This window comes from Bradyrhizobium sp. 186, from assembly GCF_023101685.1.
Taxonomy (GTDB): Bacteria; Pseudomonadota; Alphaproteobacteria; order Rhizobiales; family Xanthobacteraceae; genus Bradyrhizobium.
Window position 1 is genome coordinate 3,052,179 of sequence record NZ_CP082164.1, and the last position, 26,110, is coordinate 3,078,288.

At 60.3% G+C, this 26,110-nt stretch carries 30 protein-coding genes and 6 pseudogenes; 21 read left to right on the top strand and 15 right to left on the bottom strand.

Features of this window, described 5'->3' with window-relative positions; genetic code table 11:
• Window positions 1-81: 81 nt before the first annotated feature.
• From IVB18_RS14450 to IVB18_RS14455, 4 genes and pseudogenes are all read left to right on the top strand, one after another.
• Window positions 82-643: pseudogene (locus IVB18_RS14450) on the top strand (Fe-Mn family superoxide dismutase); the annotation flags it as partial.
• 343 nt (window positions 644-986) lie between these two features.
• Complete coding sequence (locus IVB18_RS51610) at window positions 987-1,115, top strand: hypothetical protein (protein WP_256477139.1); 129 nt, start codon at window positions 987-989, stop codon at window positions 1,113-1,115.
• 453 nt (window positions 1,116-1,568) lie between these two features.
• A complete protein-coding gene (locus tag IVB18_RS51615; RefSeq protein ID WP_256476759.1) occupies window positions 1,569-1,703 on the top strand; it encodes a hypothetical protein in 135 nt (44 codons plus the stop codon).
• A 274-nt stretch (window positions 1,704-1,977) separates the two neighbouring features.
• On the top strand, window positions 1,978-2,190 hold the full coding sequence (locus IVB18_RS14455; RefSeq protein WP_247991640.1) for a hypothetical protein: 213 nt from the start codon (window positions 1,978-1,980) through the stop codon (window positions 2,188-2,190).
• Here the strand turns inward: IVB18_RS14455 and IVB18_RS14460 are convergent.
• Window positions 2,114-2,450: pseudogene (locus IVB18_RS14460) on the bottom strand (hypothetical protein); the annotation flags it as partial. The gene IVB18_RS14455 and the pseudogene IVB18_RS14460 overlap by 77 nt on opposite strands.
• A gap of 130 nt (window positions 2,451-2,580) precedes the next feature.
• Between IVB18_RS14460 and IVB18_RS14465 the strand changes: the two are divergent.
• Window positions 2,581-2,817, top strand: coding sequence for a hypothetical protein (locus tag IVB18_RS14465; RefSeq protein WP_247989732.1), 237 nt, complete (start codon window positions 2,581-2,583; stop codon window positions 2,815-2,817).
• 30 nt (window positions 2,818-2,847) lie between these two features.
• Complete coding sequence (locus IVB18_RS14470) at window positions 2,848-3,048, top strand: hypothetical protein (RefSeq protein ID WP_247989733.1); 201 nt, start codon at window positions 2,848-2,850, stop codon at window positions 3,046-3,048.
• Between the two features lie 574 nt (window positions 3,049-3,622).
• Here the strand turns inward: IVB18_RS14470 and IVB18_RS14475 are convergent.
• Genes IVB18_RS14475 through IVB18_RS14485 form a run of 3 tightly spaced genes read right to left on the bottom strand, consistent with a single transcriptional unit; the run spans window position 3,623 to window position 5,360 of the window.
• A complete protein-coding gene (locus tag IVB18_RS14475; protein WP_247989734.1) occupies window positions 3,623-3,991 on the bottom strand; it encodes a hypothetical protein in 369 nt (122 codons plus the stop codon).
• Complete coding sequence (locus tag IVB18_RS14480; protein WP_247989735.1) at window positions 3,982-4,254, bottom strand: hypothetical protein; 273 nt, start codon at window positions 4,252-4,254, stop codon at window positions 3,982-3,984. Before IVB18_RS14480 ends, IVB18_RS14475 begins: the two co-directional genes overlap by 10 nt.
• A gap of 41 nt (window positions 4,255-4,295) precedes the next feature.
• Window positions 4,296-5,360, bottom strand: coding sequence for an IS630 family transposase (locus tag IVB18_RS14485; RefSeq protein ID WP_247989736.1), 1,065 nt, complete (start codon window positions 5,358-5,360; stop codon window positions 4,296-4,298).
• A gap of 124 nt (window positions 5,361-5,484) precedes the next feature.
• Here IVB18_RS14485 and IVB18_RS14490 point away from each other — a divergent pair, with 124 nt between their 5' ends.
• The 5 genes from IVB18_RS14490 to IVB18_RS14510 all read left to right on the top strand — a co-directional run bounded on the left by IVB18_RS14490 (window position 5,485) and on the right by IVB18_RS14510 (window position 9,264).
• The gene (locus IVB18_RS14490; protein ID WP_247989737.1) at window positions 5,485-5,715 is read left to right on the top strand and encodes an AlpA family phage regulatory protein; all 231 of its coding nucleotides are present in this window, start codon (window positions 5,485-5,487) and stop codon (window positions 5,713-5,715) included.
• A 59-nt stretch (window positions 5,716-5,774) separates the two neighbouring features.
• Complete coding sequence (locus IVB18_RS14495; RefSeq protein WP_247989738.1) at window positions 5,775-6,029, top strand: hypothetical protein; 255 nt, start codon at window positions 5,775-5,777, stop codon at window positions 6,027-6,029.
• 127 nt (window positions 6,030-6,156) lie between these two features.
• Complete coding sequence (locus tag IVB18_RS14500; protein ID WP_247989739.1) at window positions 6,157-7,944, top strand: AAA family ATPase; 1,788 nt, start codon at window positions 6,157-6,159, stop codon at window positions 7,942-7,944.
• 260 nt (window positions 7,945-8,204) lie between these two features.
• Window positions 8,205-8,993 carry a transposase gene (locus tag IVB18_RS14505; protein WP_247989740.1) on the top strand — a complete coding sequence of 263 codons (789 nt, stop codon included), beginning with the start codon at window positions 8,205-8,207 and terminating at the stop codon, window positions 8,991-8,993.
• A gap of 19 nt (window positions 8,994-9,012) precedes the next feature.
• Window positions 9,013-9,264, top strand: a complete 252-nt coding sequence (locus tag IVB18_RS14510) for a hypothetical protein (RefSeq protein WP_247989741.1) — start codon at window positions 9,013-9,015, stop codon at window positions 9,262-9,264.
• 68 nt (window positions 9,265-9,332) lie between these two features.
• On the opposite strand, the gene IVB18_RS14515 is transcribed toward IVB18_RS14510, so the two are convergent.
• Window positions 9,333-9,863, bottom strand: a complete 531-nt coding sequence (locus tag IVB18_RS14515; RefSeq protein WP_247989742.1) for a Cache 3/Cache 2 fusion domain-containing protein — start codon at window positions 9,861-9,863, stop codon at window positions 9,333-9,335.
• Window positions 9,864-10,323: 460 nt separating this feature from the next.
• Here IVB18_RS14515 and IVB18_RS14520 point away from each other — a divergent pair, with 460 nt between their 5' ends.
• Entirely contained in the window at window positions 10,324-11,133 is an 810-nt protein-coding gene (locus IVB18_RS14520; protein WP_247989743.1) for a hypothetical protein, read from the top strand.
• On the top strand, window positions 11,126-11,971 hold the full coding sequence (locus IVB18_RS14525; protein ID WP_247989744.1) for a hypothetical protein: 846 nt from the start codon (window positions 11,126-11,128) through the stop codon (window positions 11,969-11,971). Before IVB18_RS14520 ends, IVB18_RS14525 begins: the two co-directional genes overlap by 8 nt.
• A 106-nt stretch (window positions 11,972-12,077) precedes the next feature.
• Here IVB18_RS14525 and IVB18_RS14530 read toward each other — a convergent pair whose 3' ends face one another.
• The 3 genes from IVB18_RS14530 to IVB18_RS14540 all read right to left on the bottom strand — a co-directional run bounded on the left by IVB18_RS14530 (window position 12,078) and on the right by IVB18_RS14540 (window position 13,193).
• Complete coding sequence (locus tag IVB18_RS14530) at window positions 12,078-12,263, bottom strand: hypothetical protein (protein WP_247991641.1); 186 nt, start codon at window positions 12,261-12,263, stop codon at window positions 12,078-12,080.
• A 461-nt stretch (window positions 12,264-12,724) separates the two neighbouring features.
• The gene (locus tag IVB18_RS14535; protein ID WP_247989745.1) at window positions 12,725-13,012 is read right to left on the bottom strand and encodes a hypothetical protein; all 288 of its coding nucleotides are present in this window, start codon (window positions 13,010-13,012) and stop codon (window positions 12,725-12,727) included.
• Window positions 13,013-13,016: 4 nt separating this feature from the next.
• A complete protein-coding gene (locus tag IVB18_RS14540) occupies window positions 13,017-13,193 on the bottom strand; it encodes a hypothetical protein (RefSeq protein ID WP_247989746.1) in 177 nt (58 codons plus the stop codon).
• Between the two features lie 578 nt (window positions 13,194-13,771).
• On the opposite strand from IVB18_RS14540, the gene IVB18_RS14545 reads away from it, so the two are divergent.
• Window positions 13,772-13,969: a hypothetical protein gene (locus IVB18_RS14545; RefSeq protein ID WP_247989747.1), complete on the top strand. Its 198-nt coding sequence runs from the start codon at window positions 13,772-13,774 to the stop codon at window positions 13,967-13,969.
• Window positions 13,970-14,344: 375 nt separating this feature from the next.
• Complete coding sequence (locus IVB18_RS14550) at window positions 14,345-14,836, top strand: septal ring lytic transglycosylase RlpA family protein (protein WP_247989748.1); 492 nt, start codon at window positions 14,345-14,347, stop codon at window positions 14,834-14,836.
• A gap of 140 nt (window positions 14,837-14,976) precedes the next feature.
• On the opposite strand, the gene IVB18_RS14555 is transcribed toward IVB18_RS14550, so the two are convergent.
• From IVB18_RS14555 to IVB18_RS14570, 4 genes and pseudogenes are all read right to left on the bottom strand, one after another.
• Window positions 14,977-15,135: a hypothetical protein gene (locus IVB18_RS14555; protein WP_247989749.1), complete on the bottom strand. Its 159-nt coding sequence runs from the start codon at window positions 15,133-15,135 to the stop codon at window positions 14,977-14,979.
• A 53-nt stretch (window positions 15,136-15,188) separates the two neighbouring features.
• Window positions 15,189-15,434 carry a hypothetical protein gene (locus IVB18_RS14560; RefSeq protein ID WP_247989750.1) on the bottom strand — a complete coding sequence of 82 codons (246 nt, stop codon included), beginning with the start codon at window positions 15,432-15,434 and terminating at the stop codon, window positions 15,189-15,191.
• A gap of 124 nt (window positions 15,435-15,558) precedes the next feature.
• A pseudogene (locus IVB18_RS14565) lies at window positions 15,559-15,821 on the bottom strand (SOS response-associated peptidase); the annotation flags it as partial.
• A 606-nt stretch (window positions 15,822-16,427) separates the two neighbouring features.
• Window positions 16,428-16,625, bottom strand: a pseudogene (locus IVB18_RS14570) (SOS response-associated peptidase); the annotation flags it as partial.
• Here IVB18_RS14570 and IVB18_RS14575 point away from each other — a divergent pair.
• Window positions 16,624-16,884 carry a hypothetical protein gene (locus IVB18_RS14575; RefSeq protein ID WP_247989751.1) on the top strand — a complete coding sequence of 87 codons (261 nt, stop codon included), beginning with the start codon at window positions 16,624-16,626 and terminating at the stop codon, window positions 16,882-16,884. The pseudogene IVB18_RS14570 and the gene IVB18_RS14575 overlap by 2 nt on opposite strands.
• Window positions 16,885-17,369: 485 nt before the next feature.
• On the opposite strand, the gene IVB18_RS14580 is transcribed toward IVB18_RS14575, so the two are convergent.
• Window positions 17,370-17,561, bottom strand: coding sequence for a hypothetical protein (locus tag IVB18_RS14580; RefSeq protein ID WP_247989752.1), 192 nt, complete (start codon window positions 17,559-17,561; stop codon window positions 17,370-17,372).
• A 449-nt stretch (window positions 17,562-18,010) separates the two neighbouring features.
• Between IVB18_RS14580 and IVB18_RS14585 the strand changes: the two genes are divergently transcribed.
• The 5 genes and pseudogenes from IVB18_RS14585 (at window position 18,011) to IVB18_RS14605 (ending at window position 23,497) form a co-directional block, all read left to right on the top strand.
• Complete coding sequence (locus tag IVB18_RS14585) at window positions 18,011-18,541, top strand: hypothetical protein (protein WP_247989753.1); 531 nt, start codon at window positions 18,011-18,013, stop codon at window positions 18,539-18,541.
• Window positions 18,542-18,651: 110 nt separating this feature from the next.
• Window positions 18,652-20,067 (top strand): IS4 family transposase, encoded by a 1,416-nt coding sequence (locus IVB18_RS14590; RefSeq protein ID WP_247983252.1) that lies wholly within the window; start codon window positions 18,652-18,654, stop codon window positions 20,065-20,067.
• 888 nt (window positions 20,068-20,955) lie between these two features.
• A pseudogene (locus IVB18_RS14595) lies at window positions 20,956-21,312 on the top strand (transposase); the annotation flags it as partial.
• A gap of 301 nt (window positions 21,313-21,613) precedes the next feature.
• Window positions 21,614-22,843 (top strand): TAXI family TRAP transporter solute-binding subunit, encoded by a 1,230-nt coding sequence (locus IVB18_RS14600; RefSeq protein WP_247991642.1) that lies wholly within the window; start codon window positions 21,614-21,616, stop codon window positions 22,841-22,843.
• A gap of 360 nt (window positions 22,844-23,203) precedes the next feature.
• Window positions 23,204-23,497: a hypothetical protein gene (locus tag IVB18_RS14605; RefSeq protein ID WP_247384043.1), complete on the top strand. Its 294-nt coding sequence runs from the start codon at window positions 23,204-23,206 to the stop codon at window positions 23,495-23,497.
• A gap of 262 nt (window positions 23,498-23,759) precedes the next feature.
• On the opposite strand, the pseudogene IVB18_RS14610 reads toward IVB18_RS14605, so the two are convergent.
• Window positions 23,760-24,074 (bottom strand): annotated as a pseudogene (locus IVB18_RS14610) (tyrosine-type recombinase/integrase); the annotation flags it as partial.
• An 857-nt stretch (window positions 24,075-24,931) separates the two neighbouring features.
• A complete protein-coding gene (locus tag IVB18_RS14615; protein WP_247987070.1) occupies window positions 24,932-25,996 on the bottom strand; it encodes an IS110 family transposase in 1,065 nt (354 codons plus the stop codon).
• Window positions 25,997-26,110 lie beyond the last annotated feature (114 nt).

A 26,110-nucleotide genomic window follows, 5' to 3' on the forward strand; every position in this document is an offset into this window, starting at 1 on the left:
TGCGGAGACCCGCGCCGTCGTGCCATGAACCTGCACGGGCGGCTTCTACCATGCGGGGGCAATCAACACGTGGAGAGTCCGATGACCATGACCACCGAACGCCGAAACTTTCTCAAGGCCGTAAGTGCAGCCGCAGCATCGACGGCTGTGCTTGCCGGAACACCGGCGCTTGCCCAGGGCAACCTGCAGGCCGCAGCTAAAGCGATGCCCTATCAAGCCAAGCCGATGTCCTTCGATCCGAAATCCATTACGGGCATCTCGGAAAAGGTGCTCGTTAGCCACTATGAGAACAACTATGTCGGCGCGGTGAAGCGCCTCAATGCGATTGGCACCCAACTGGCAGAGCTTGATTTCGCCAAGGCTCCGAATTTCGCCATCAACGGATTGAAGCGTGAAGAACTAGTCGCCTCAAATTCGATGATCCTCCACGAAATCGATTTTGATGGGCTTGGTGGTGGCGCAAGGTCCAGTGGACCTCTTGCCGACGCCATCGCGCGTGATTTCGGACAGTATGGAGCGCTGGCGATCCGAGTTCGCAGCGATGGGCAAGGCGGAAGGCGGTGGTTCGGGTTGGGTGATCCTCGCGTACTCACCGCGCGACAAGCGGCTCGTCAACCAATGGGCGGCCGACCACACCACGACGCATCGCTGCTGGCAGATTTTGTTGCAAAAGTCGGTTGAGACATGCCGCGAAGCGTGATTCCGTTGTGCTGACGCGAATCTCGGCGAGGTCGATCCAATGCAGGCGTCCGACCCGCTTGATCCTCGCGCCGTGCTCGGCGCTGTCAAGGCGCAACCTGGCAACGCCGGAGCCAGCCGTAAGCCAAACGCGACGGCCGGCCTTGACCGCCCCTGCGCGCGACGCGATCGACGTTCTGCGGGCCGGGACGAAGGAACGGCCCTTGGCTCGAACAAAGGAACTGCACGATATGAGACCGGCCATCTTCCGTCATGACCTTTGATTCGAGAACGTTTGGCTGGATGAATTGCACGGGCTCACGAAAAAGCTACCAAAGGTGGCCACCGAGATGGCGCTCAACGTGCTCGCCTACAACATGAAGCGCGTGATGATGATCGTGGGCGTAGGTGGATTGCTGGAGGCGATGCAGGCGTGAGGCCGGTCGCTGCGCGACCAAATCAGCGCCTACACGGAGCTCCTGGTTGCCACGGAGATGACCGGAGGTCGATTCCACCGAATTAGAAGCTCGACGGTCGCGAAATGCGCCGCGGCGCCCCAAGCTGCGCGATTTTCACACGGCCTGGGCCCTTAGCAGAACGGCGTACGAGCCACTGCTATGTCTGTTCTCCGGCCGACATCGGACGTGACCGCGCATGTCCGCTTATCGGTTCACGCATCGCGATGCTCAGCACGCAATCGGGCAACGTTCGCAGCAACGCCTTCGCCTCGTCCCCAGGGCACGCGCCATCCAAACGTCGCGCCGGTTAAGGAATTGGTTACTGGTCACTGTCACGATTTAGAAATAGGTGGCCATAAGCGGCCAGCGCATTCTGAGAACAGTCTAATACTTCGATACGCCCGGTTGGCGGTCTCTTGCAGGAGGGACCCAATGTTTAAGGGCTTCACGGTGGCAGTTGTGGCGCTGATTAGTATAGCGCAACTGGATCAATACCTAACCAACGGTCGGTACACCGACGCGGCCATGGCTATGCTGCGGCAAATCAGGCATGCGTTTGGGTTTTGAGATGTCGCTCGGGGATAACTTTGAGGCGCGTGATGGAAGGCATCGCATGGGCTGATCTTGACGCGGATGAGCAACGCGCCATTGCGATATTGGGAGCCGGACTTTCTATCGAGCTGTGTGACCCCGTTGCACTCCTGACCTTAAGGCGGCTCGGCCTGATCGTGGGCTCCCATTTGACGGCTGCCGCACACGGTCTGCGGAGGGGCGTCGTTTTAGGCGAACTCGGGACGCGGGATTGCTGCAAGGTATGAATGAGGCTCGGGAGGTGTTGGAGATGTCAGGGGCTATTGGGCTGATCGTGGAGGGTTACGTTTCGCTCAAGGACCAGAAGTCTCTCGGTGAGCTTCGGATGCAGCGCCGGAAACTGATTGCAGACCTCAACGCGTGCACCGGGATCGACTGCACGAGTACTATCCAGCAGATCGAGGAAGACATCGTCGTGATTGAGGCTGGGCTGGCGCGTTTGGATGGCCCAATGACAAGCTAACCGACCAAAGTTGTGCCGCTCTATCCTCTTTGTCCGCACCACGCATCACGATCTTGAGCACTTCATCCGGCAGCGATCTCTGTTGCGCCTTCGCCTCATCCCAGGGCGCGTGCATCTACATAGCGCTCATCATCCGTCGTCAGGATCACCGGCATGGCCTTGGGATGGATCGGCTCGACCGCCGCATTCGTCGTAGTCGTCAAGAAGCCATAGACAAGGTGCGGGCCGGGGATCGGCTTGGATTTGGTTCCACGGTCGCCCGGGGCGCCGACAGGTGCAATCGCGACATGCGTCTGTATCCTAATTCCCACACTTGCGACAAACAGACAGGCCAAATCCGCTCCGTTCCAACTCCACTATTGGAAGCAGTCATCGGTTGGGGAGGCGAAAATGCAACGTTCCCTGAGAATTGACATGACGCGCGACAAGCATGTCGAGCGGTGCAAGCAACGGGCCTTCGATTATCTCGATCGAGGCGATCTTAAGAACTCGGTCGTCTCGTTGGTCGGCAATATGAACACGCATCCCGATTGCGAATTGCCACATTACTTGGCAACCCTTGGCGCTTCGCTGCTAACGGCGAACGATGCGCTTGGCTGGAGGACGCTCATTGAAGGATTGAGGTGATGATCCGATGATCAAACAAGCGGATCGGCGATGACAGAGCGCGACAAGGGGTCTCCTGCCTCCAGGTTTTTGGTTCGCCAGGGGTTCAAGGGCTGGATGGTTTACGATCGGCAACGTAGGGGGCCAGCGGTGGTGGGGATCAGTCTGGCGGTCAATTTGACCAAGGAACAAGCCGAGCGCATCGAGCGGACGCTAATGGATAAGCGCGAACGTGGGATCATCCCCGATTAGGGCAGCGTCCAGCCTCATTCTATTAGGGCGTTGGGTGGATTGTGTGCAACATGATAGGGGGCTTAATGACATATTGTATAGTCGTCAGAGCATCTGGACGAGAGCTAGATCGCTTGCGGACACATGCTGCGCATATTGCGCGCGATCAGAAATCAGATTGGTGGGTGGAGACAACTGAGAAAGGAAAAACATTTTGCTTTGAGCACGCAAACGCGAGGGCCTCATTCAGGGCGGACTGCGAAAGAGACAGTATTCAGTTCAGCGAAGTCTAATTGGCACTAAGAGATTGAGAAACCAGTTATCGAAGCAGGTCCCAAAATGCTATCGGTCGTCAGCGGCGAGACGCTCGAAATCGACGCCACGCGCGTTCGCCTATGGGTATCGACCTAGCACGTCGGCCGGTTAGCTGCGTGCCGGTGAGCCGTGATGTAGGTAGCACTCTCCCGACTCTAACCCCCGACGACACAGGTCGGTCTTGATAGCCACCGGATACGAAATCGAACGGGAGTCCTGATAGGAAATTATACGGAGCGGAGGCAGATCTTAAACTGATAAGGTTTCGAGCAAAATGGTGTCAGTTCATCGACTGATAAGCTTTCACGCGAAAGCTTATCAGTCTGGCGGCGACGAGGCGATCGGTGCCGGCTACCGTGGTTTGGCTGTGATGGTGAATAACTCGCCCTGTCGGGGGTTCGAGTCGCTCTCCCGCTACCAACGTTCCCCCCGACATAGCCATGTTCGGAAAGAGGACCGAATTGCCGCAAAGGGCGGCGAGGCGCCCCTTGATGTCGATCCGCACACTCCGGTCATCCTCAGCGTTGGCTTTGGTTCCAGCACCGCCCGGTCGGCTCGGGCTGGCATGCACGATGATCGCCATCACCAGCTCTCGGACGGTCGCGAACTCCATCGGCGTGCCTTGCTTCAAATGATCGGCTAATTCCACAACAGCGCGCTTGTAACGATCGAGCGCCTTGGGGTGCAGGGCGATGACGTTGTCGCTTTGGCGGCATCGAGCCCCGCGATGACCTTGGCCTTCTCGGCCTCAAGCTCCTGCATCCGGGCGACGAACTGTTCAGGCGGCATGCCGGTGACAACGATAGAGTCAACGATCCGCTTCATCTCGCGCTCGATCTCGCCGAGCCGCCGTTCCAGCCGGGAGCGTTCGGTGCTCGCCTCTTTCTTGAGCCGCTTGCGCTCGGCGTTCATAACTCACTTCTCAAATCGCGAATTAGGTCTAGTACTCGGAATCAGAGCTGAGTGATACGGCGGCCTTTGAAACGGCGTTGACAGACCTTTTTCTTGGTCCAGATGAAGGGCTCGGCTTTGTCGTTGTAGGCGTTGACGTAGGCATCGATGTGTTCCTGAAGCTGGTTGAGGCTTGTGAAGGAGGTGCCGCTAAGTGACTGCCCCTGCAAGATCGAGAACCAGACCTCGACCTGATTGAGCCAGGACGCGCTTGTCGGCGTGAAGTGAAATTGCACGTTGGGGTGGGCCTTGAGCCAGGGCTCGTTCTTCTTGTGGGTGTTGAGGTTGTCGAGGATGACGTGAAGCTTTCGGCCCGGAAAGGCCGCGGCGACACTGTTCATGAAGTCGAGAAACTCGACGCGGCGACGGCGTTTTGAATGCGTCGCGATGATCTTTCCGGTGGCGACTTCAAGCGCCGCAAACAGCGTTGTCGTGCCATGCCGCTTGTAATCGTGGCTCTGGCCGGTCAAGGCGCGGCCATTGGGCAACTTCAGGTAACCCTGCGCTCGCTCCAAGGCCTGGATCGAGGGCTTCTCGTCCACGCATAGCACAATGGCCTTCGCGGGCGGGGCGACGTAGAGGCCGACAACATCGGCGGCTTTGGCCGTAAAGTTCGGGTCGTTGCTCTCGCACCAAGACTTGCGAGCCGCGAGGTCAATCTTGTGGCTGCGCAGGAACCGCCAAACATATTGGACGTCAACATCGCCGAGCGCCTCGGCCAGCAGAGGGCCGGTCCAGCGCGCAAACCCTTGCGGGGCCGGCTTATCCAGCAGCTTCAGAATCCGCTTGTCGGTGACCTTCGTATAGATCGGCTGCTTGCCGGGCCGCGGCTTGTCTTGCAGCCCTTCAAGGCCATGATCGGCATAGCGGTGCCGCCAAAGGCTGACAATCCGCGGCTGGACTCCGACTTCTTTGGCGATCGAGCGGGTGCTGCGCCCATCCGCCGCCAACAGAACGATCCGCGCTCGCTTCAAATCGCGCTGCAACGTCACCGGCGAGCTACAACACGCCTCAAGCACCTTGCGATCTTTCCGCGAAAGGTGGACTTCTCTTGCTTCGGGGATCATCCATATCTTGAATCACGACTCACGATCCAAGAAAAGTGGGTACTAGTTAAGATGCGCCCTGACGCATTGGGGCGCACGTCGAAATGCATTGGCGTGCTTACTCTAGAAAGCAGGAGTACGACCAATGTCAGCTCGCAAGCTGCTGTCATTTCCCGAACTGCGCGATCGCGGCGTTCTGCTTGGTCGCCGGCAGATCGATCGTCTCGAAGCGGAAGGCAAGTTCCCGAAACGCGTTTTGATCGGCGCCAAGCGCGTGGGTTGGGTCACCAACGAAATTGAGTCTTGGGTCAGTGCCGCGATTGCACGGCGGTCGCTCTTCGTTGCAGCGCAGGTCGTGGTCGACAGCGTCGCCTAGTCGCAGAAAAGGCGGCCCGCCAGCCGCCTCTCCATCATCCTCTCACGGAATTTTTTAGAATGTCTGTGATGAATACCATCGCGCCTGCGCACACACAACCATCGAAGCAACAGCGCCAGGCAGCCGCCTACGTGGCCTTGGCGCTGAAGGTCATTCCGCTCGTCGAGAGTGCGGATGATCTCCGGACTTGGTGGAACGAGGAGCAGCAGCACAGGGGTGAATATGGTCTCACCGAGGCTCAAGCTAACATCCTGATCGGAGCCTGTAGGGAGCACATCCGCAGCCTCGGCGAAACGCGCGGGGTGCGCCCATGAACGCGCACGCGCAAATCCTGAAGCCGAACATCGCGGCGATCACCGCGTTCTCGAGCCGGACGGCCCGATCAAGTGGCGCTTCTTCTCGGCGCACAATCTGGAGCCGATCATCGAGTACATCCTGAAGATGAACGAGCGCGGCCGCAATTGCTACGTCGGTGCCGCCCTGCGTCACGGTGACAAGCCGAAATCCGGGCGAGCGGGTAAGGTCCATTTTCGCGCCGCTCGTTATTCCTGGACCGACCTCGACGAGCCCGGCGACTACGAGCGTGCCGTCGAAATCTGTCAGCGTGAGGGACTCCAGCCCGGCGTCGTGGTGACCACCGGCACCATCCCGCATACTCGCGCTCAGGTGCATTTCCTGAACCGGGAGCCCCTCACCGAGCCCAAAGATGTCGAGGACGCCAACACCGCATTGTGTGAGCGTTTCGAGGGTGACGCAGTGCAGAATTGCGACCGCCTGGTGCGCGTCGGCGGCTCGATCAGCTTTCCCCCGGCGAACAAACGGGCGAAAGGCTATGTCCCCGAACTCACGACGGTGCAGATCAAGAACGATGCGCCTTCCTATTCGGTCGAGACGTTGTGCGACTTGCGACCGGCGAAGCCGAAGTTGGCGGGCTCTGGCGCTCCCAGCAACTACAGCTCCGCTGCTGCGGGATGCGACGATCTCAGTTCATTTGGAAGCTATGCCGACGCGCAGATGCGGGAGGCTGGCCGCCTGACCGATACCGATATGCAGGCCCTGCTTGACAAGCACCAAAAGGTGGGACGAGTTCGAGGCGGGAGGCGGGAGGCGGAGCGCAGCGAAGCCGAAGAACGCGTGGCAAAGGCCAAGGTGTCGAGCGCACTGGCGCTGGCCTACTACAACGAGCTGAACGAGCTGCCGCCGAAGTTCTGGATCATGAAGTTCGTGCTGGCCCGCGGCGAGACCTCGAATTGGTTCGGCCCGCCCGGCGTCGGCAAGTCGGTGCTGATGACCGATCTGGCGTTCTACGTGGCATTGGGCCGCGATTGGCGCGGCTACCGCTCGAAAGAGCGTTGCGGCGTCGTCTACATCGCGCTGGAGCGCGGCGCGTTGGTCAAGCGTCGCCTGTCGGCCTATATGCGAAAGTATGATGCGCCCGATCTGCCGATCGCCGTCGCCTCCAACGTCATCGATCTGAAGAACAAGAGCTGCATCAAGCTGATCGTTGATACGATCCGCGAGGCCGAGGCCCGCTTCTGCTGCAAGGTTGGCCTGATCGTCATCGACACGATCAGCAAGGGCATCGCTGTCGGCGGCGGTGACGAGGACAAGGCGAGAGATATGAACGTCGTGCTCGCCAACCTGCGGCGCGTGGAGGAGCTGACGAACGTCCACATCGCGTGCGTCGGCCACACCGGCAAGGACGAAGATCGGGGACACCGCGGCTCCAACGCGAACCCGGGCGACGTTGACTTGATGGTCCAGATCAGCGGCGGCGAAGGCGCGGTCAAGACTGCCACCGTCATCAAGATCAACGACGGCATGGAAGGCCCGCTCACGCACTACAAAATCGAAAGCGCGCTGCTCGGCACCGACGAGGACGGCGATGCCATCACGACCGCCATCATCTCGGACGATGCGGCCGAGGCAACGCAGGAGGCCAAGAGCAAGAAGGGGCTGAGCGGTACCCAACGCCGCGCCATGGAACTGCTGACCCGCTGCATCAATGACAATGGGCGGCCGCCGCCGGCATCGCAGGAATTCCCGCGGAACGTCCGCGTCGTGGCGCTGGAGGAGTGGCACACCGCGTGTGAGCGCGGCGGGCTGTCATCGGCCGAGAAGAAGGAGGACCGCGATCGGGCTTTCCGGCGCGCCAAGGACGACCTGCAAACGTTCAACCGGACGGCCTGCCTCGATGGATTGGTCTGGCTGGTGCGCGATGATGGCTGAGCAGAGCGCGGACAGCGGACAAAAGCGGACAATGTCCGGTCTTGTCTGCTTGTCCGTTTCCGGACGGACACGGACACACCCCTATAGGGGTGTCCGTCTGTCCGGAGGACTGGACCACTGTCAGAGAGGTCGGGCGGTAAGATCATTGAGGTGCGCGCCGCCCGCCCACCCAGGCACTTTGCCACCGCGCCGGGAGGGGTCTGAGCCTCCTCCGAATGAGTGGACACCTGTAGTAAGCTCGTTGAGCCCGGAGGTGTCGAATGGAACGTCAACGTCGGTCGTTTACCGAAGAGTACAAGCGCCAGGCCGTCGAACTGGTGGTGTCGAGCCGTCGCTCGGTCACGTCGGTTGCCAAGGAGCTCGGTCTGCGCGACTCGGTGCTGCGGCGCTGGGTTGACAAACTCCGGCAGGAGCCGGCATCGGCGGCGTGGCGCCCCACCACGCAGGCGACGCCGATGTCGGCGGACCAGGCTTCGACCGGCGACAGGGCGCCAAGAGAAAGTTCGGCCATCCGTACAAGCGCGGGGTCCCTCTGCGGACCGGAGGGCCATGCGGGTGGCGCGGCCGCGCCCGGTATGGCTAGGGATAGAAAACTCCAAGAGCAACAACGACAACGGATGGAGTTCAATGTGAAACTGGTATCTGCATTCGGCGCGGCGGACATGCTGGAACTCGACCGGCAAACTGTCCGCCGCGCCTTGCGTCATGTGGCGCCGGATGGATACGAGAAGAAGCAACCGCGATGGCGGATGAAAACGATCATGGACGCGATCGATCGGCACCTGGGGCGCAACAACGGTGCCCGCTCGCCTTCTGAAGCCGCCTTGGATGCTCTCTTTGAGCAGTTCGACAACGGCTGCAAGAGCCTATTCCGCTTGCCGGACCTGGAAGCCCGGCGCCGTGAGGCACGCCGGCTGATGGCGGTGCTGGTTGAGTTGGACACGGCCATGCGCGCCGATGCGCACGCCCGTCGTGAGGACGAGCTGCGACGCGGCTCGTCTTGCAGACTGCGTGCGACGGCTCGGCAGGTCTGGCGATCCGATCGATGATCTGCGCGAGGGCCTCTTCTTGACAGTCGAGCAGGCCGCGACCGTTTGCACGGTCGCCGATCAGGCGATCTACAACTGGATTGATCTTGCGGCTCGGACGCGCCGTCCGATCGCCGAGAAACGCGCGAGGGTGTGGATCATCGATACGGCGCGGCTGCTCGCTTACGTCGAGAGGCATCGCGGCGGCTTGCCCGCGCGCGTCAAAGCGGAGAACCGACTGAAGGAATTCTGGCCGATTTGGTCGCGGCCGCAGAAGCTGCGCCGGATGTGAAACAGCGTGCGGGCTGGCTGAGAGAGCCTGTGCAATCGGGTACCAAAATGCCTCTAATGGCGGCTCAACTATTTCTTGTAGCCGACGTAGTAGATGCCGATTTCGGCGCCCGAACTGTCCTTGATCGGTTCATACCCGGTCATGTAGGGCGTCCCCAGTATAGGCACCTCGCCGTAATAGCTTTTCCCCGCCTTCATCGCTTCAAGCGCCGGCCCGGCTAGAACGGTGCCAACTGCTCGGCCGCTTCCGTCGGGTTTGGGCACGCTTGTGGATACTCGGACGTATTCGCCTCCATCTTTGGCGAACAGCGTGGCGGTCATCCCTTTGCCGTCTTCTTTTCCAATCGCGTCGACGATGTCAAAGTTATTATTGATCTTAGTCGTGCCGAAATACAAGGCGGGGGCGTCTTTACCCCCAACGGCTTCTCTCCCTTCGAGCTTGGGAGCTCCCAATTTCGCCGTCATGGCCCTTAATGTTTCCATCGATTTCGTCACTCTCGGATCATCCGCTTGGGCGTGCCCCGTGCTTGGCACTAGTGTGGACGTTGCAACAAGGCATGCGGCGGCCAAACTGGCGACGAGAAACGTTTTCCGATCCATCGTAACCTCCTGATATGAGATTTCGGAATGTCGCTTCACGCGTCCTCACGCGATGTGAGGGTTGTCTCGTTTTTCGACTGCGATTGAGCAGACCAGAGATTACAGGTCTAGGAATTTGCCTGCCGACGGCATCATCACTGCCGCTAAAAACATGGGACGTCGGCGCGTCCTAATGGCAGCTCGCGAGAGAAGCTACACCACTTCTGCCTCAGTGCAAAGCGCTGTGAGTGTCGGCTGCAATGCCAGCTTCCAAGGACAAAGCGGACACCGCCTGTGTGAAGCTGAAGCGACAGCTTTAGAGCCCAATAATCCGCCGAGCCCGCGCTCCGAAAATGCGAAAATGTGGAGGGCGCCACAGCAAACAGCTCTGGGCGTGGAGCGCACCACGCTCCGGCTCTACGCAAATCACATTGCGGCGGCATACACTTGCCGCATGAAAAATCCTTTCCGAAAATCTCCGATGACGCAACTCGAAACCACCGTCGTCTCGCTCACCACGCGCGGCGAACAGCTCGCCGCCAAGCGCGCCGCCGCGCAGGACGCCTTGGAGAAGGCGACCACCGCCCGCCAGCAGACGCTTCTGTCGGGCGATCTCGACGATCAGCGCACTCTCGACAAGTTGCAGGGCGCGGTGGACACGGCAGCATCCGCGTTAGCGGGCATCGACGATGTGCTCGCCGTCCTGGCGCAACAGAAGGCGGAAGCCGAGCGCCAGCTCGCCGCCGAACGCGAGGGCATCGAGCGTGCTGCGGCGGCGGACAGGCTGCATAAGCAGGTCGCTGCGATTGAGACGGCGCTGCCGGACTATCTCGCGCAGTCGCGCGCGCTTGCGGACGCGCTGTCCGAGATCAGCCACTTCCATTTTGAGTCCCATCAGATGGCCGGCTTCCTCCAGAACACCATGGGCCAGATCGAAATTGCCGCGAACTTCGCGCTGGCAGAGCTGAGAGCATGCCCGATGCGGTCAGGCAGGGCCGGCAGGCGATCCCGCGCGAGCTGGCGCCGAGCACCGTGCTCGACCGCGGCGTCGAAGCAGCCCTCATCGAGGAGCCGCGCCTTGACCAAGCAAGCCGCACCGCCGGGCTGGGAGCCGCACCGGATCACCAACAGAGTAGACGGCTGGATCATCGATCCCGACGACGAAGGTCGCATTCCCGCCGCGGTGGCCGAGATGATCGCCCGGGCGATGCCGCAACCCGGCGGTGACACCGTCGCTGCGATCTACGCGCGCATGGTCGTGAGGCACAGGAAGGTGTTGGGCAATGTCTAAAGGGAACCCGGCCGAGGATGGCATCGCGCAGACTGCGACTTTTCTCGGCGGTTCGGAGGCCGCTGCCGGCGTCGGAGGCACGACCGACAACGGCGGCGGCCTCGATGAGGAGATCGATGAATACGACGAACTCCTCGCTTCGCTCGGCCGCACTTACGACGAGGATGTAAGAATCGCGGTTCATGAATCGGGGCACGCGGTTTGCGCGCGCCTGCTCGGGCACGAGGTTGGTGGCGTCACCGTGAACCCAGACGCGACCCGCGGTTACGAGGGCCTCTGTTGGGGTGTCAGCCATACGGAGGCGTTCGAGAAAGGTGGCGGCGATGCGTCGGACGTTCGAGAAGCGCTTGCTCCGGTGATGCCCGAGCCGGGCGAAGATCGCAGGTCGGTCTCTGATGTCTATGCGAGCGTTTATAGCCAGTGCGTCGAGCTGATGGCCGGCCGGGCTGCCGAAGCAATGCTGCTGAGCGACCGCGATCCTGAGCCGCCGGCCGATGATCTGCGGCAAGCGCGTGAGCTGGCCCTGCTGTTCTGCAAGAGCGAGCAGGCGATCGAAACATTCATCGCGCATTGCGATGTCGCCGCCCGTGATCTGTTGTTGCCGCATCGCGATCTCCTGATGGCTTTGTCCATTCTGCTGAGGATGAGGCGCACGCTGGACGGTACCGAGATCGACAAGATCATCTGGGACTTTGAGGCGCGCAAGGCGTTGGCGATTGAGCATCGGCGTCGCGCTGAGTGGCGTAAGGCCGAGCTGGCGGCCGAGCGTTTTCGCGCCGAATGTGATCACACTGATGCCGCAGCCTCGTCACAGTCTGCGCCAGATCGGATGCGGTAATCGGCGATCTCGACGATCAGAAGGCCGGCGGATGTACCCGTGCCTGATGATCCGAACGGCCCCGGCGCGCTTTATCGTCGGGGCCGTTTCACGTTCTCCGGCTTGCTTACCGCTGATGACCCAGACCGATACCGAGAGCGAGAGCCTTCTGTCTCAGCGCACCTTCGGACCTCTTCATTAGTTTCGAAACTTTGGCGACGGGCGTGCGGGCTTTGGAATGTGCCTTGAGCAACTTTACGTCGTCCTTGGTATAGTCTTTGCGCTTGGTAGTCTTCTTTGCCACTATCGTGATCTCCAGAGTTGTTTGAAGGCCGCGTAGTATCACGCCGAAGTTGGCGATCAATCACTTTATGTAATCGTCACTCCACCTTATGACGCGTACTCTCTCTAGGATTGCGTCCTGCGGACGAGCTACATGCCGACCGGTTGTGTATGGGCTGGGCCGCATCCCATCAAAGCGAAATTCCGTTGCGCCTATTCGCTGATCAGGCCCTAACCCGATTTTCACCAAGTCGTGAGTTGGGACTGGTGCCTGCGCGGGTCTACATCAAGGTCGGGTTGATCGAGACGGCCTCTCGCACCACGAGCGCCACAGGACCGAGCCGATAGTGCCAGTGCCCGACGGGGTCAGCGCCAACAGTGCCAGCGTCCTGGCGGCCAGAGAAAGCGAGCGTCAACCTCCGCGCCCCACGCAGCACAAGCGCTTGCGCTGCGAATAGGGCGCGGTTGACGTTACAATCCAGGGCCGCTTCTTCATCTGACGATCGTGTATGCTCTCACGCGCTTCTTGCGCGGCTTGATGACCGGCTCATGATGTCGGTTGAGCGCACGCACAACACCGATGCGGGCGAACATCGTCGGGCCTCCGAGATTGACTACCAACATCAGCGCTTCGATGGCGGCCTGCCATTCCGGCACACCATGCTCGCGCTTCGGCAGCTTCGTGATAAAGGTGGCGGCGTCGTGCAGCGTGATCAGCTTGCGGCCATCTGGCAGTAGGATCGGATCGTCGAAAGTCCGCTGCCAGCCTCGGTCGTTCATTAGGCTATTGCGGCTCGTGCTTGTCGCCTACTTCTCGCGCAGCCAAGCTAAGCTCCAGCTCTCTGAGCTGCTCGATCAGCAGTTCTACAATCTCATCGTAGTCAGACGGCGTCAGTGAATGCACGCCGCGCAACGTCAGTTGGTTCTGGAGGATCGTCGCCATCATGGCTTTAACGCTCATGGGGACCTCGTCCGAAAATTGGATCGTTATAAAATCAATCTGAAGTAGATGCTAAAGATGGGCGACACGCAACGGCAATGGCTTCACTTCGGGCTCCGTACAATTACGGGCGACGCTGGCTATGTTGCGCTACGAAGCACGCGTATTCGACATCGAAGCGCTTCGATCCGAATTCGGGTCCTTCGAAACAGTTCGTTAGCTTTCATGTGGCTAGCTGGGAGCGTGCCGATTACCGCCGATTGCGGCACATGGAATGGGAATGCCGGCCCCGGCTGTCCTCCCAACCTGCGGCTGGGGCCGTTTGAACTTGCGCTGCATCGTTCAACCCGGTCCACAACCATGTTCAGAGGCATTGCTATCGCGCTATTTGGGATGAGCATTCTCTCCCAGTTCGATCAGGCGTTCTTTTACGGCCGAAATACTGACGCGGCGTTCAGGCTTGTGCGGGAGATTAGCCGCGGTTTTGGGCTGTAGGTCAGCCGCGCTGCGCTCATTCTGGCGGGGCATACGAGGTCCCTCGACGGCTACTTCTTCAACAGTATCCCTATCGTTCGCGCCATTCGCCTCACTGATCCGGCGTGACGGCCCAGCTCGGCTGCTATCTTCGATACGCCAGCGCCTGCCCGGGCCAGCTTGAACAATTGCTGGACCTCGCGCTCGGCCCATTGCTTTGGTTTTTGTATTTTCATGGTGCGGCGCTCAACCTGCCGCCACTTAACCAGTGCGCCTTGGGGGATTTACGGGTGGTCTCTGCCGGCAATCCATCGGACGTCTAGCAATCGCCATGGCCACGGCGCTTGGCGGTCCGCTGTGCGCCTTTCATCTCGCCGTATTCCGAAAACCCATAGTCAGCGTGCGCGGAGTATTCCATTTGAAGCCGGCCGCACGTCAGCACCTCGCTCGCCGCAAACCGAGCAGACGGAGCGCGGCTCGAATGTCCGACAGCCTCAGCTCATCCGGCCAGCGGTCGGCGCTCAGGGCCACGCGCTGTCGAAGAAGCTCTAGTCAGTCATGCTGCTGACGCAATCTCTGTCTTAGTCGGTGAGAACTAAAAAGACTGTGTGAGGACCTCTCCGGCTCCCACAGGTTCCGTCGCCAGGTTTGCGACATCAGGAACCGAAACGATCAAAAAAATCAGTCAAGGAGTTAGAATGCTGTTCCGCTCGAGCGCCGCAATTTGCGGCGCCGTGATTGCGCTTGCCATTTCTGTTACCGTTGCTCGAAGTGAAATCGTTGCGGTTCATTCGAGCGCCGTCGTCACTGCCGCTTCTGGAGATGCGATCGTTGGCGCAGCATCCATGTACAATCCGCTCCGGCCCGGATGGCGGGAGGGCGGCTCGAACACAGCCTCCGGCGAGCGCTATGATCCCTCTGTCTGGGCGGCTGCCATCAGGACAACTTTGCGTCAGAAATTTGGTGGGGTCCAATTTGGCGCGAGGCCGAAGTATGCCCTCGTTGAGGCTGTAGGCAAGAAGGTCATCGTCAAGATAAATGACGTGGGGCCGCTACTGCCTGGCCGCATCATTGACCTCAATGAGCGGACGATGCGCCATTTCGATCCAAGCCTCCAGCTCGGAGTAATTAATGACGTAAGAGTTAGGCCCCTTTCAGGGGACTATTGGATCCCCGGTCCGGTTGGCTGAACATCGCACGCGAAAGAGGTAGAGCACCGAGCCTGGGCGAGTGTCCCCTGGCCCATAGCTGACCAAAGCCGAAACCATACCGCTGTACGTTCTCAGACCTATAGCGGACGTGACTGGCAACCGGGGTCGTGTGCCCACTGTCAGTTCACAAGCTGTCTCGGCAACACCATCACGATGTTGATCTCGCGCTCAAGTATCTTCGAGGCGATAATCGAAATGTGCAGAGCGAACCCGTCCTCGATCTTCACTGCGGTGTCCTCGTCCTTGGCGTAGACGAACAGGATGTCGCCATCGACCAAACCGAACCGGACGCGAGCGATCGGGGGATCATCCCAGATGAGGGCCCGGCGCTCTAGCGCCGTGAGCTGATCAAGCGGGCCGATGGCACAACCGACGGACTTTCCGGATATGCATTGATTTCGATTTCGACGATGTCCTTTGACCGCTTTCGAAGACGAAAAAACCGAAACTCTTGTTCGAGCATGGGGCAGCGCAGGTTAACCGCAGCTGTATCTGGCAAGCGGCAGAGTTCGTCGATAAGGTCGCCTACGGTGATGATCCGGGGATGAAAGACTGCCTCGCGAATAGTCTTACTCATGGCGTTACTCCTCCACTCAGCTCCTAACCGAAGCTCAATGGTTTCTGTTCCATTCTGCACAGCAACAGGGTGGTGTGAAGGTACTCGGAATGTGACAAAAGGCGGCCCGCTTTTGGAACGATCTTCATGCGGCAGCCCTGTCCTCCTTTTCCTTGCCCCGCATCAGGATCTTAAGCGCATCACCCGGCAACGGCCGTTGCAGCGCCTTCGCCTCATCCCACGGCGCGCGCATCCATACGTCGCGCTCTTCGTCGGTCGTCAGGATCACCGGCATCGCCTTTGCGTGGTCGTCAGGAAGCCATAGACAAGGTGTGGTCCGGGGATCGGCTCGGCCTTTGTGCTACGGTCGCCGTTGAACTCAGTCCAGATGCCAGCGAAGGCCGTCACTCTGGTCGGCAGCCGCGCCAGATTTGCTTGGTCTATTGGAGCGCAAAAGCGAGGTCATCACATGCCCGGAGATCGGCACGAGGTCTCCGAGACGCGTGGCCATCACCGTTTCTTTGATTGTCGCGTGTCGCGCGATTTTGGCGCTCTCGCGGCCTCAGCCTCTTCCACGCGCCTGCGTAGCTCTAGCAATTCGCGATATTGTCGTTCGAGCGGGTCGAGCCATTCGATCTTCTCGCGAGATTTATCGCGATAGTTGGTGCTGCTGTACGATGAATACCTGATCATAAATTGACGCCTTTGGTTTAAGGCAGTCGCGACAAAAGATCAGAAAAAAAGTTCGCGGTTGATCAACCGTTATCCGCGATACGATAGCAGCGCAACAAACGTCGCGCGTTAAGCTTGATGTCCTGACCGGAAGTTAATTCTGGAACTTTTCAATTCGAGATAACCTACTCGCAGACGAGTCCGTCGTTGGTGACCGCGACGTGCCGACGCGACCGCCGCCGCGCAATGAGAGAGCGGGACGCAGGACACGCAGAATGCAGGATCAAATGGCGGCCGTCGCCCCGAAGTTCCTCCCTTAATCGGCTTTGGGGTGCGCAGTCTGTTGAATGGCACGAGACAGCGGTTCGCTGGCTTCGGCCGTATGCGGCAGTGCGGAGACGATGTGTTGCGGATGTTGGTGACTGGCGGGCCGCCTGTGCACGGCGGCGGCGGCATGCCCCACCGCATCATGTTCAACTCGCGCCCGTTGTCCGTGTTGCGCACGACGGGCGTCGGATAATCCGGGAATGCGATCCGCATGATGTGCCGATCGCCGAAGTCGCGTGCCGGCTGTCATTTCGGTGCAGCGATAGGGCTTCGCGCCCAACTCGAAGGCTTCGCGCCGGAGATACCGGACTTTGCTCTCGACATGCACACGATGAAGGGCAAGACGATGGGTCGTGGTCTCGATCACTTCCGCGAGGAAGGTGCGAGGCTGGTGCCGCCGCCGACCGCGCCGGACCCGTACATCGAGGAAGCGTATCGGCTGTGGGCGATCAAGCAGCGGGGCAGGCCGTGAACGTCCGGTCCGGCCTATGAGCCGACGTAGAAGGCGTGCATAACGAGCGCCTGCGACTGTCCTAATCCCTCCGCAAGTGTGGTCAGAAAAACGGCCCCGCCGCCGCAGGGCCGTCGTCCCCCCTTAGAGGGCGCAAGTGGAGAGGAAACGAAAGTCATTTAGCCCGAGGACCTAGCAAAACCAACCAGCGCCACTGTCCTAGTTTCAAATTGCGAGTGTCCGAATTAGGACAGTGCTAGGGCGCCAAGCTGATCCCGCCGCCGACCAGTGATGATCCCTACGAGGACGAAGCCTACCGGCTGTGGGCGATCAAGCAGCAGGGCAAGTGAGCGAGACATTATCGCCCGTCGTCCTGCCAAGGCCCTCCTTTAACGACAGCACTGATGATCGGAAGCGGGTCACCTCCGGTAGTGGCACCAGACGCACATGGGCTCGGCAGCGTTTGTCTGCTGCTGATCCGAACAACGATACGCTCGGCGAGCGGCTTAGGCTGTATGTCGAAGAGAACTTCCATAATGCTTGAAGAAGTTATCAAGCTTCACTGGTTCGCCGGTATCTCGCCAGAACAGTTTTTTACCAAGGCTGGCCGCCACCGCGAGGCGGTGGTGGCCGCCGATTAGAGTATGGTCATCGGATGCTGTGGCGATGATCTCGCCGTCTTCGTCCACGATGATCATGTGCTGCCTCCAATCCAGCGCGCGGTCAACGCCGCCGCGATGGTGCGTGATCCATCTAACCTCGTGCCGGTCCCGGCGTTCCAATCCATGAAGATCACTGCTTCCGTATTCGACATACGCCATATCGTGCACCGCCCTTTGTGTACCGATCGGCATAAAATTAAGTCGGGAATGCGCGATTGCAAATATCCTCGCACCGGGCCGTCGCGCGGTCCCCGCGGGTTCCTCCGGCCTCCACAGGACCCGGACAACTCCGCTCCGCCGCATTCACAGTTTGCGCCAGCTCGCGTCCCGGCTTCGATCTCTATTTGCGCTGGCTTGCTGCGCGGCTCACATGCCAACTAAAGATAGCGTCTCGGGCGGGGACTACACGCAATGATAGCTTTCCTTCTATTTCTTATTTTATGTGTTCTTCTTTTCGGGGCGGGAGCTGTCCTTAGTGGGCTTGGATGGTTAGCCTCATCAGTGCTGGCTTGTTGGTCGTCGTACTGGGGATTGTTGGCAGCGCGAAGCTCATTGGCGGCCTGCATGACGGGATCGCTACAGAACGCAGCGAGCAGCGGCCATGGTTGTATCTCATCGTCGGGCTGCCAGCGATGATAGGACTTTTTGCGATTGCGTTCGTTGAGTGGCTTCAAGGAGGCAAGGTCGGAGAGCCTTACACTTGGGTGGCCGGTGGTTTGTTGATCGCGTCGATGTTAGTGCTCGCACTTGAGAACGCGAACAGTTGGCTTCCCAAGGTGCCGGGCTTCGTCACGAGGCTTTGCGTAGGCTGGGCGAAATTTCTGGTCGCGCCCATTCTGGCTCCAATCGGGCATTGGAAGTCCATGCGTAAGCCGAACCCGACTGGCGACCGAACTGGTGTGATCGTCGCCAGCGTATCGACCTTGTGGACGTTCATCGTGGCGGTGTTCATCTGGTGGTTTGCCGTCCTTCCATTGATACTTGTCGTGGCCTCTATCCGCAACGCTGTTCGCTGACTTTCAATTACCCACATTTAGCCGAGTGGGCTGAGGGAGCGCATAAACTGTTGCATCGCAGGAATCGACCGTGATTCCTTGTCTGGCACCGATTCGCGGGGGCGGTGCCAATGGACGGAGAAGCAGGCGCATGGTTTGATCGTGAGCTCGCGGGCTGCAGCCTTGCCGACGAGCGCCTGAACAAGCGGCTCCGCAAACTGGTGGCGCAGATCGGGAGCGCCATGGGAGAAAGCATTCCGCTGGTTTGCCAGGATTGGGCCAACACAAAGGCTGCCTATCGTTTTTTCTCCAACGACCGGGTCAGTGAGGCGGACATTCTGGCAGGCCACTTTCAATCGACGCGTGAGCGCACGATTGCCACAGGCGGTGCTGTTCTGGTGCTCCATGATACAACCGAGTTCAGCTATCGAAGGGAGGACTCAGACGCGATCGGGATCACCAAGAGCATAAACAGCGGCCGGGACAAGGCCGGCCGCCTGAGATCGCACACGGTTTGCGGCATCCTGATGCACTCGAGCCTGGCGGTAACGACCGAGGGGCTGCCGCTTGGACTGACGGCCGTCAAATTCTGGACCCGAAAGAAATTCAAGGGGACTGCCGCGCTTAAAAAGAAGATCAACCCGACGCGCGTTCCCATCGAGAAGAAGGAGAGCGTCCGATGGCTGGATAATGTCCGGCAATCCACAGAGCTGCTGCGCGATCCGGGACGATGCATCCATATCGGTGATCGCGAGAGCGACATCTATGAGCTGTTCTGCGCGGCTCGCGAAGCTGGAACGCATTTCGTGATCAGGACTTGCGTTAATCGCTTGGCTGGGGATGGGGATCACACGATCGCCGACGAAATGGACGAGGTCGCCGTCAAAGGACTGCATCGCATCGACGTCAGAAACAACAACGGCGATCCCGATGAAGCCGTCCTTGAGATCAGATATCGCAAGATTCGCGTCCTGCCGCCAATTGGGAAGCAGAAGCGCTATCCTGCGCTGATCTTGACGGTGATCCATGCCGAAGAGCGCGTAACGCCGAAGAACAGAAAGAAGATCGAGTGGAAGCTGATTACAGATCTGCCTGTGGGCTCACGCGCCGACGCAATCGAGAAACTCGAATGGTATGCCTTAAGATGGAAAATCGAAGTCTTCCACAAGATCCTCAAATCGGGCTGCAAAGCTGAGGAATCGAAGCTCCGGACCGCCCAGCGTCTGACCAACCTGATCTCTGTCTTTTGCATCCTCAGTTGGCGGGTCTTCTGGATGACGATGCTCAATCGCGCAGCTCCAGGGGCGCTACCGACTCTTGCGTTGACCGCAACTGAAATCGCCCTGCTCGATCGACTCGTGAATGACAAACCGCAAGCTCGACGGAAAACCCTCTCACATTACCTGGCCAAGATCGCCAGGCTCGGCGGCTATCTCGCCCGCGCCCACGATCCTCCGCCCGGCAACACGGTCATGTGGCGCGGGCTATCGCGCCTGACCGACATCGCGCTGGGGGCCATAGTCGGTGCAGAAATTGTGGGTAATTGAAAGGTTCGCTGAGAGGGTACGATTGCGGAGGGTCACCATCCTTCGACGGTCCCGCCAGCGCTCGCGCATCACGTCGACCACGACCGACGACGACAACAGCGGCAGCATCACGACGGCGGCAGGCAGGGCAAACGGTCCTGAAACGGGACGGTTTCTCCAAGCAGCAGGCAGCGCGAACCGGCGGCAACAGTGCAACGGTTGCACCGTCACCGCGTCACGTCATCACCGCGACACGGACGACCAGCGGCAGCGCGCCAGGACCACGCGCACACCGCCAACTCGCTCGGCGACTTCACGAAGAAGTAGGGGCGCCCCCACTTTTGCACCACGGCGCGGACAGGCGAAGCAAGGGGCAGCGGCAGGCGACGGCCAAGGCCAAAGCGCGACCCGGCACGGTGCCGGGTCTTCCCATCCAAAAAGCGAAGTCTGGGGACAGCATCCCCGCCGTCTATATCGTCGAGTTGCAATCCCGGTATGATACCCGCTTAACGCGGACACATGGAAAATCGAAAAATGGCAGGATCAGCGGCCGAGGTGGCGGCAATGTTCAACACCGACGACACCCTTGGGGATCGTGAACGGAGCGCGCTTGTCGACAATAATTTCAACCCGGCGCGCCAGTAGCCGATATGGAGAAGCTCAAAAAGCAAAAGAGCTTCGGTCGCTCATATCGACCGGTAGTAATTTGGTTAGAGGACCTAGCGGAGATCGTCTCGACTTTAAAGAAAAACGCGAAAGACGTTCACATATCGACCGAGGATTATCTATTTGCAACTGTCGAGGAACTGAAAGAGCACTTAGGCACTCAGACCCAGTTTGCAATGGAAGTGACAAGTTCAATTCCTTATGTGCGACAGCTGGTGGTGGATGGTGGCGATCTTAGCGTTGGCCGCGCGAACGCAGTGGCGCAAGGTCGCGGATCAGCTCCGTCCCAAGCTGCCGAAGCTTGCCGGCTTCCTCGACGAGGCCGAGACCGACGTGCTCGCCTACATGACCTTCCCGCCGCAGCATCGGACCAAGCTGCACTCCACCAACCCGATCGAGCGCCTCAACGGCGAGATCAAGCGGCGCACCGAAGTGGTCGGCATCTTCCCCAACGAGGATGCGATCGTTCGCCTCATAGGCGCGATCCTGCTCGAGCAAAACGATGAGTGGGCCGTCCAGCGTGCCCGCTACATGACGCTGGAAACCATCGCGCCATTGAGCGATGATCCGATCGTCAGCCTTCCGGCTATCGCCAGCTGACCGGCCCGGCCCTTGCCGGCGAACGCGGTGACCCGCCGCCAGCTACACCACGCCACGGGACACGATCTATTTCTTCCAGATCCGGCCCCCTCAAACCTTGCAGCCGGTCTGCCGTCATGCGCTCCTATTCGGGTGCGACTTGGGGTGCTTCCGCATCGCGAGGCGCAGCGGCAGGCCTCTCGGCCCGCGCCTTGCGCACGCCGCCTGCGAGTGCAGGAACTGCCCTGGTTTGGATGCGTTGGAGGGACAAGACGAATCCATTCCGTCCGTCATGCTCTGGCGGAATTGCCTGTTGATCGAGGTGACGGCACGGCGCCGCCCCGGCGGAGAAGGGGGCGATCCGGACCGAACAGGTTTTACAGCAATGAGCGTCTGCAGAGCGATTCGGATCGGCCTGTTTACCGCATTGATCGCAACGGCTGGGATCGGCGAACTGGTCGATCGATGCGCGGCGCAGACGTCTCTGGCCGAGCCCGCGAAGGCGCCTCCGCGCAAGCAGAGCGCCGGCGGCGATAAGGGGGTGACGGTATCGGAGAGCCGCTACACGGCCGGATTGGTTACCGGCATGCCGCAAAGCACCGAATTCACCATAGCCCAGGAAATAGCGACCACGCTGGCCACCGGTCAGGAGACCGGACCACACGGCGAAATGGCGTTGCGGGTGCTGCCACTAGTTGGAAACGGCGGCGTCCGCAACGTCGTCGACGTCCTTACCTTGGCGGGCGCCGACATGGCGATCGCGCCTGTCGTTCTGGTCGATCGCCTCCGGGACGCCAGGGCCCTTGGCGACATCCGCGATAAGCTAGTCTACATCACCGTTCTGTTTGGCGAAGAATTCCATCTGATCGCGCGGCCCGAAATCAAAACGCTGGCCGACCTTGCGGGAAAGAGAATCAATCTGGGCGAAGAAGGCAGTGCCGGCGCTGTCTTGGGTCGCGAGGTGCTCAACAGTCTGGGCGTGAAATTCGACGAAGCGAACCTGAGCCTCGAAACGGCGCTCGACGAGATGCGCAAGGGGCGGCTCTCGGCCACCCTGCTGGTTTCGGCGAAGCCGGTCGCCTCGCTGGCGAGCTACGCCCAGTTCAATGCGGTTCGCTTCCTGCCGATTCCTTATTCCTCGCCGCTGCGGCGCGACTACCTGCCTTCGACCCTGCATCACGAGGACTATCCGTCGGTCCTCGGGGTCGACGAAAGCGTCGACACGATCGCGATCAAATCGGCCCTGTTCGCCTACAATTGGCCGAGCCGCAACCAGCGCTACCAGCTGCTCGAGTCATTCGTGCAGACTTTCTTCTCGCGCTTCTCCGAATTTCTCGGGGACGGCCATCACCCGAGATGGCGCGAGGTGAACCTGGCGGAACCGCTCCCCGGATGGCAGCGCTTTCGCCCTGCGGATCGCTGGATCCAGCGTCAGGCGTTGCAGGGAGCGTTCGACCGCTTTCTCGAGCAGCATCCAACGAACGATCAGTCGGACCGCGAAGCGCTGTTCCGGGACTTCCTGCGGTGGCGGGAGCGCAACAAGGCGAAGTGAACGAAGGGAGATTGCGAGATGCGCCATCGGTTGGCCGCCTCGGGATTGGCTGCATTGCTCGCCTTAACCGTCGGGCCCGTGTCGCCCGGCGCGCAGCCGATCCTGCAAGGGTGGGGGCCCGCGCCGCAGGGGACCATGCCGGATCCGTTCCAACAGCCCGCGCCGCAGAGGATGCCGGATCCCTTCGCCCCAGCCATATCGCGGCCGGCGGCGAGGACCGAGCCTCCTCGGAGGACCGAGGCTCCTCGAAGGACTGTTCGCCGAGCCCGTCCCGCGCATACGAAACACCACGTCGTTCGTCCGACGCAGAATCAACGGAAGATCGCCGAAGGAGAGGGATACAAGCGCGTAAGCGATCTGGTGAACTTCCCGAAGTTCTTTCCGAGTCTCGGCATCCTGTTCGTGAAGCCCGAAACCTTGCCGCTCGGACCGTTCCTGTGCTTCGACCGTAAGGACCGCCTGATAGCGACCGTATACATGGTTTCAATCAAGGACATCGACGATCACAAGGCGTTCGAGGCGCCGGCGTTCGCCGGCGCGACCGACCACGTCAACATCTACTTCAACCCGGGACATCCCGGAGTCGACGTCCCGCACTACCATTTCGTGATCTGGCACGTGACCAAGAAGGAGGAGGAGCGCGTCGCGAACTGACGCGGTCCTCGGCGAACCGGTTCGGCATTTTCGGCGCCGCCGCTTCAATCCGCGACGTTGAATCCGCCCTGCCTGAGCGCCGCCGCGACCTCCACCTCTCGTCCAACCCTCGACGGTGTGATTGAGTCTGAAAGGTACCTGTAGGCCGGACATGCACTTCGCCGTTTTGCCATCCCGGCAAGCCATTGAAATTTCTTAGATCTTCTCCGCCCCCGAGCGCGCCATAAGATCGCAACTCTCGGGCCTTGGATCTCTAGGGTGTCTAGGCTCGTTGTCGGACCGTCGCCGTCGCAGGCTCGCTGGTCGAGAGCGTTTGGATGAAATCTTCCAAAGATGGTTGTGGCGCGGCTTGTAGTTTGTGGAGTTCTTCCGGCTTCAGCTTGGTGTAACGCCGCAGCGTGCGCCAATCCTTGTGGCCGGTCACAAGCGTGACCTTCTCGATTGTGAGCCCTGCTTCAAAAAGACGGCTAGTTCCCTCGTGTCGCAGGTCATGAAAATGCAGATCCTCGATCTTCAACTCGTCGCAGGCTCGCGTGAAGGCTGCGCTCACGGAGCGGTGGTTGTAAGGGAATACACGACCCCATCCGGCTTCGATCCCTCGCGCAAGAGCTGCGGAGCTCCTCGCCGGGGGCACTCGGGAAAGGGGCCCGCCGTCATGAAGTATGCCGGCGTCGCTATCACTGCCCCGTTCCCGCGTACCCTCTTATCTGACCTTCGGAGTTGGGTGCAGCGGCTCTGGCTGGAGCGGCGATCGAAATGAGGATTGAAAGTCCTGCTGCGATAATGAACGTCGCGCGAAGCTTCATGAGACTACTCCTCGCAACTATTCGCAAGAACGGAGCGATCAATTCGATATTTTTGAAGCGCGAGGCCACCGTACGCTTCCGCCTTGGTGATGCCAATCGGCCATCTCCGAGGACGTTCTTCAGGTGAGAGCTGCTGACCTATCGTTGGTGGTGCCACTTGGCGGCCTGTTTGGTCTGCTGTTGACCCCATGTATGGTCCGGCCGTGCGTTGCAAGTGGTTTCGCCGAGCTGGCGGTGGGCGGTCTTGCATCAATGTATCCGGCCTTTGATTGGAGCATTTGCTCTGGGCCATCATGGATATCAGCGCGCGTGCGTTCTCATTAGCGGACAGGCCTCGATTGGACCATTTGGGTCACCAGTGTTCGCATGCGCCGGGAAGACCGAACCTCCATCTCGTCTCATCCTCTCGCAGACCTCGGCTGGAAACTGTTGATAGGGTTACGTCATCGCCTGCTCCTCATATCGCGCAGTTCCTTTGTTCGAGCCAAGGGCCGTTCCTTCGTCCCGGCCCGCAGAGCGTCGATCGCGTCGCGCGCAGGGGCGGTCAAGGCCGGCCGTCGCGCTTGGCTTGCGGCGGGCTCCGGCGTTGCCAGGCTGCGCCTTGACCGCGCCGAGCACGGCGCGAGGATCAAGCGGGTCGGACGCCTGCATCGTCGGTCCTCGTCAGCTCGAAGGCGCGTCCTTTAGCCAGCACCGCCCAGGCGATGCGGGCAAGCTTGTTGGCGAGCGCGATCGCCAGCACGTTGTGGTGCAACCGCCTCTTGGCGGCTTCGATCCAGGATTTGAGCCCGTAACGTTCCCAGGTCTTGATCCTGACCAGCACAACCCATGCCGCCTGCACAAACAGAACGCGCAGGTAGCGATTGCCGCGCCTCGAGATTTTGCCGAGGATCGTGCGGTCTCCCGTCGAGATCTGCTTGGGCACCAGTCCGAGCCAGGCGCCGAAGTCGCGGCCTTTGGAGAATGTGTCTCCAGTGCCGATCGCGGCCACCATGGCGCTCGAAATGATCGGCCCGATGCCAGGCACCGTCATCAGGCGCGAACATGCCTGATCTTGACGGGCCAGTGCTTCGATCTCGCCGGATAGGCCGTCGATGCGCTGATCCAGCCGGCGCCAGTCGCCTGCCAACTCCTCGATGACACGCAACATGCGTGGCGACAGGGCATCGGTGCGCGTCGCAAGGATGGTGGGCAGTTCCGTGCGCAGGAAGCCGATACCCTGGCGCACGGCGATCCCGCGTTCCAGCATGAAGGCGCGAATCTGGTTGATGATGCCGGTGCGTTGCGACACCAGCCGCTCGCGCACCCGATGCAGCGCCTGCAGATCCAGTTGCTCCGCGGTCTTGGTCGCCACAAACTTCATCGTCGGGCGCTGCACGGCTTCGGCAATCGCTTCGGCATCATTGAAGTCGTTCTTCTGTCCCTTGCTATAGGGGCGGACATATTTGGCCGGCATCAACCTGGCATCGTGACCAAGCGATGCGAGTTTGCGGCTCAGGTGATGTGCGCCGACGCAGGCTTCCAAGCCGATCAGGCAAGGCGGTATATTGGCGAGCCGCGCTTCCACTTGGCCACGCGACCACTTTTGCCGCAGCACGATGGCGCCGCGCGCATCGTGGCCCACGACGTGGAACGAGTTCTTGCCGATATCGATGCCGATCACGGCCATCGCGGTATTGGGTGTCTGAGACATGGCGTGCTCCTTGTCTGTGGCGCCCCTTGCCAGCTTCGCTTGCTGGCGGGGCAGGAGCACGGCCGGACCATCCCATTAGCTGACCTTTGCCAGTGCTTTTCGGCTTTCCCCGCT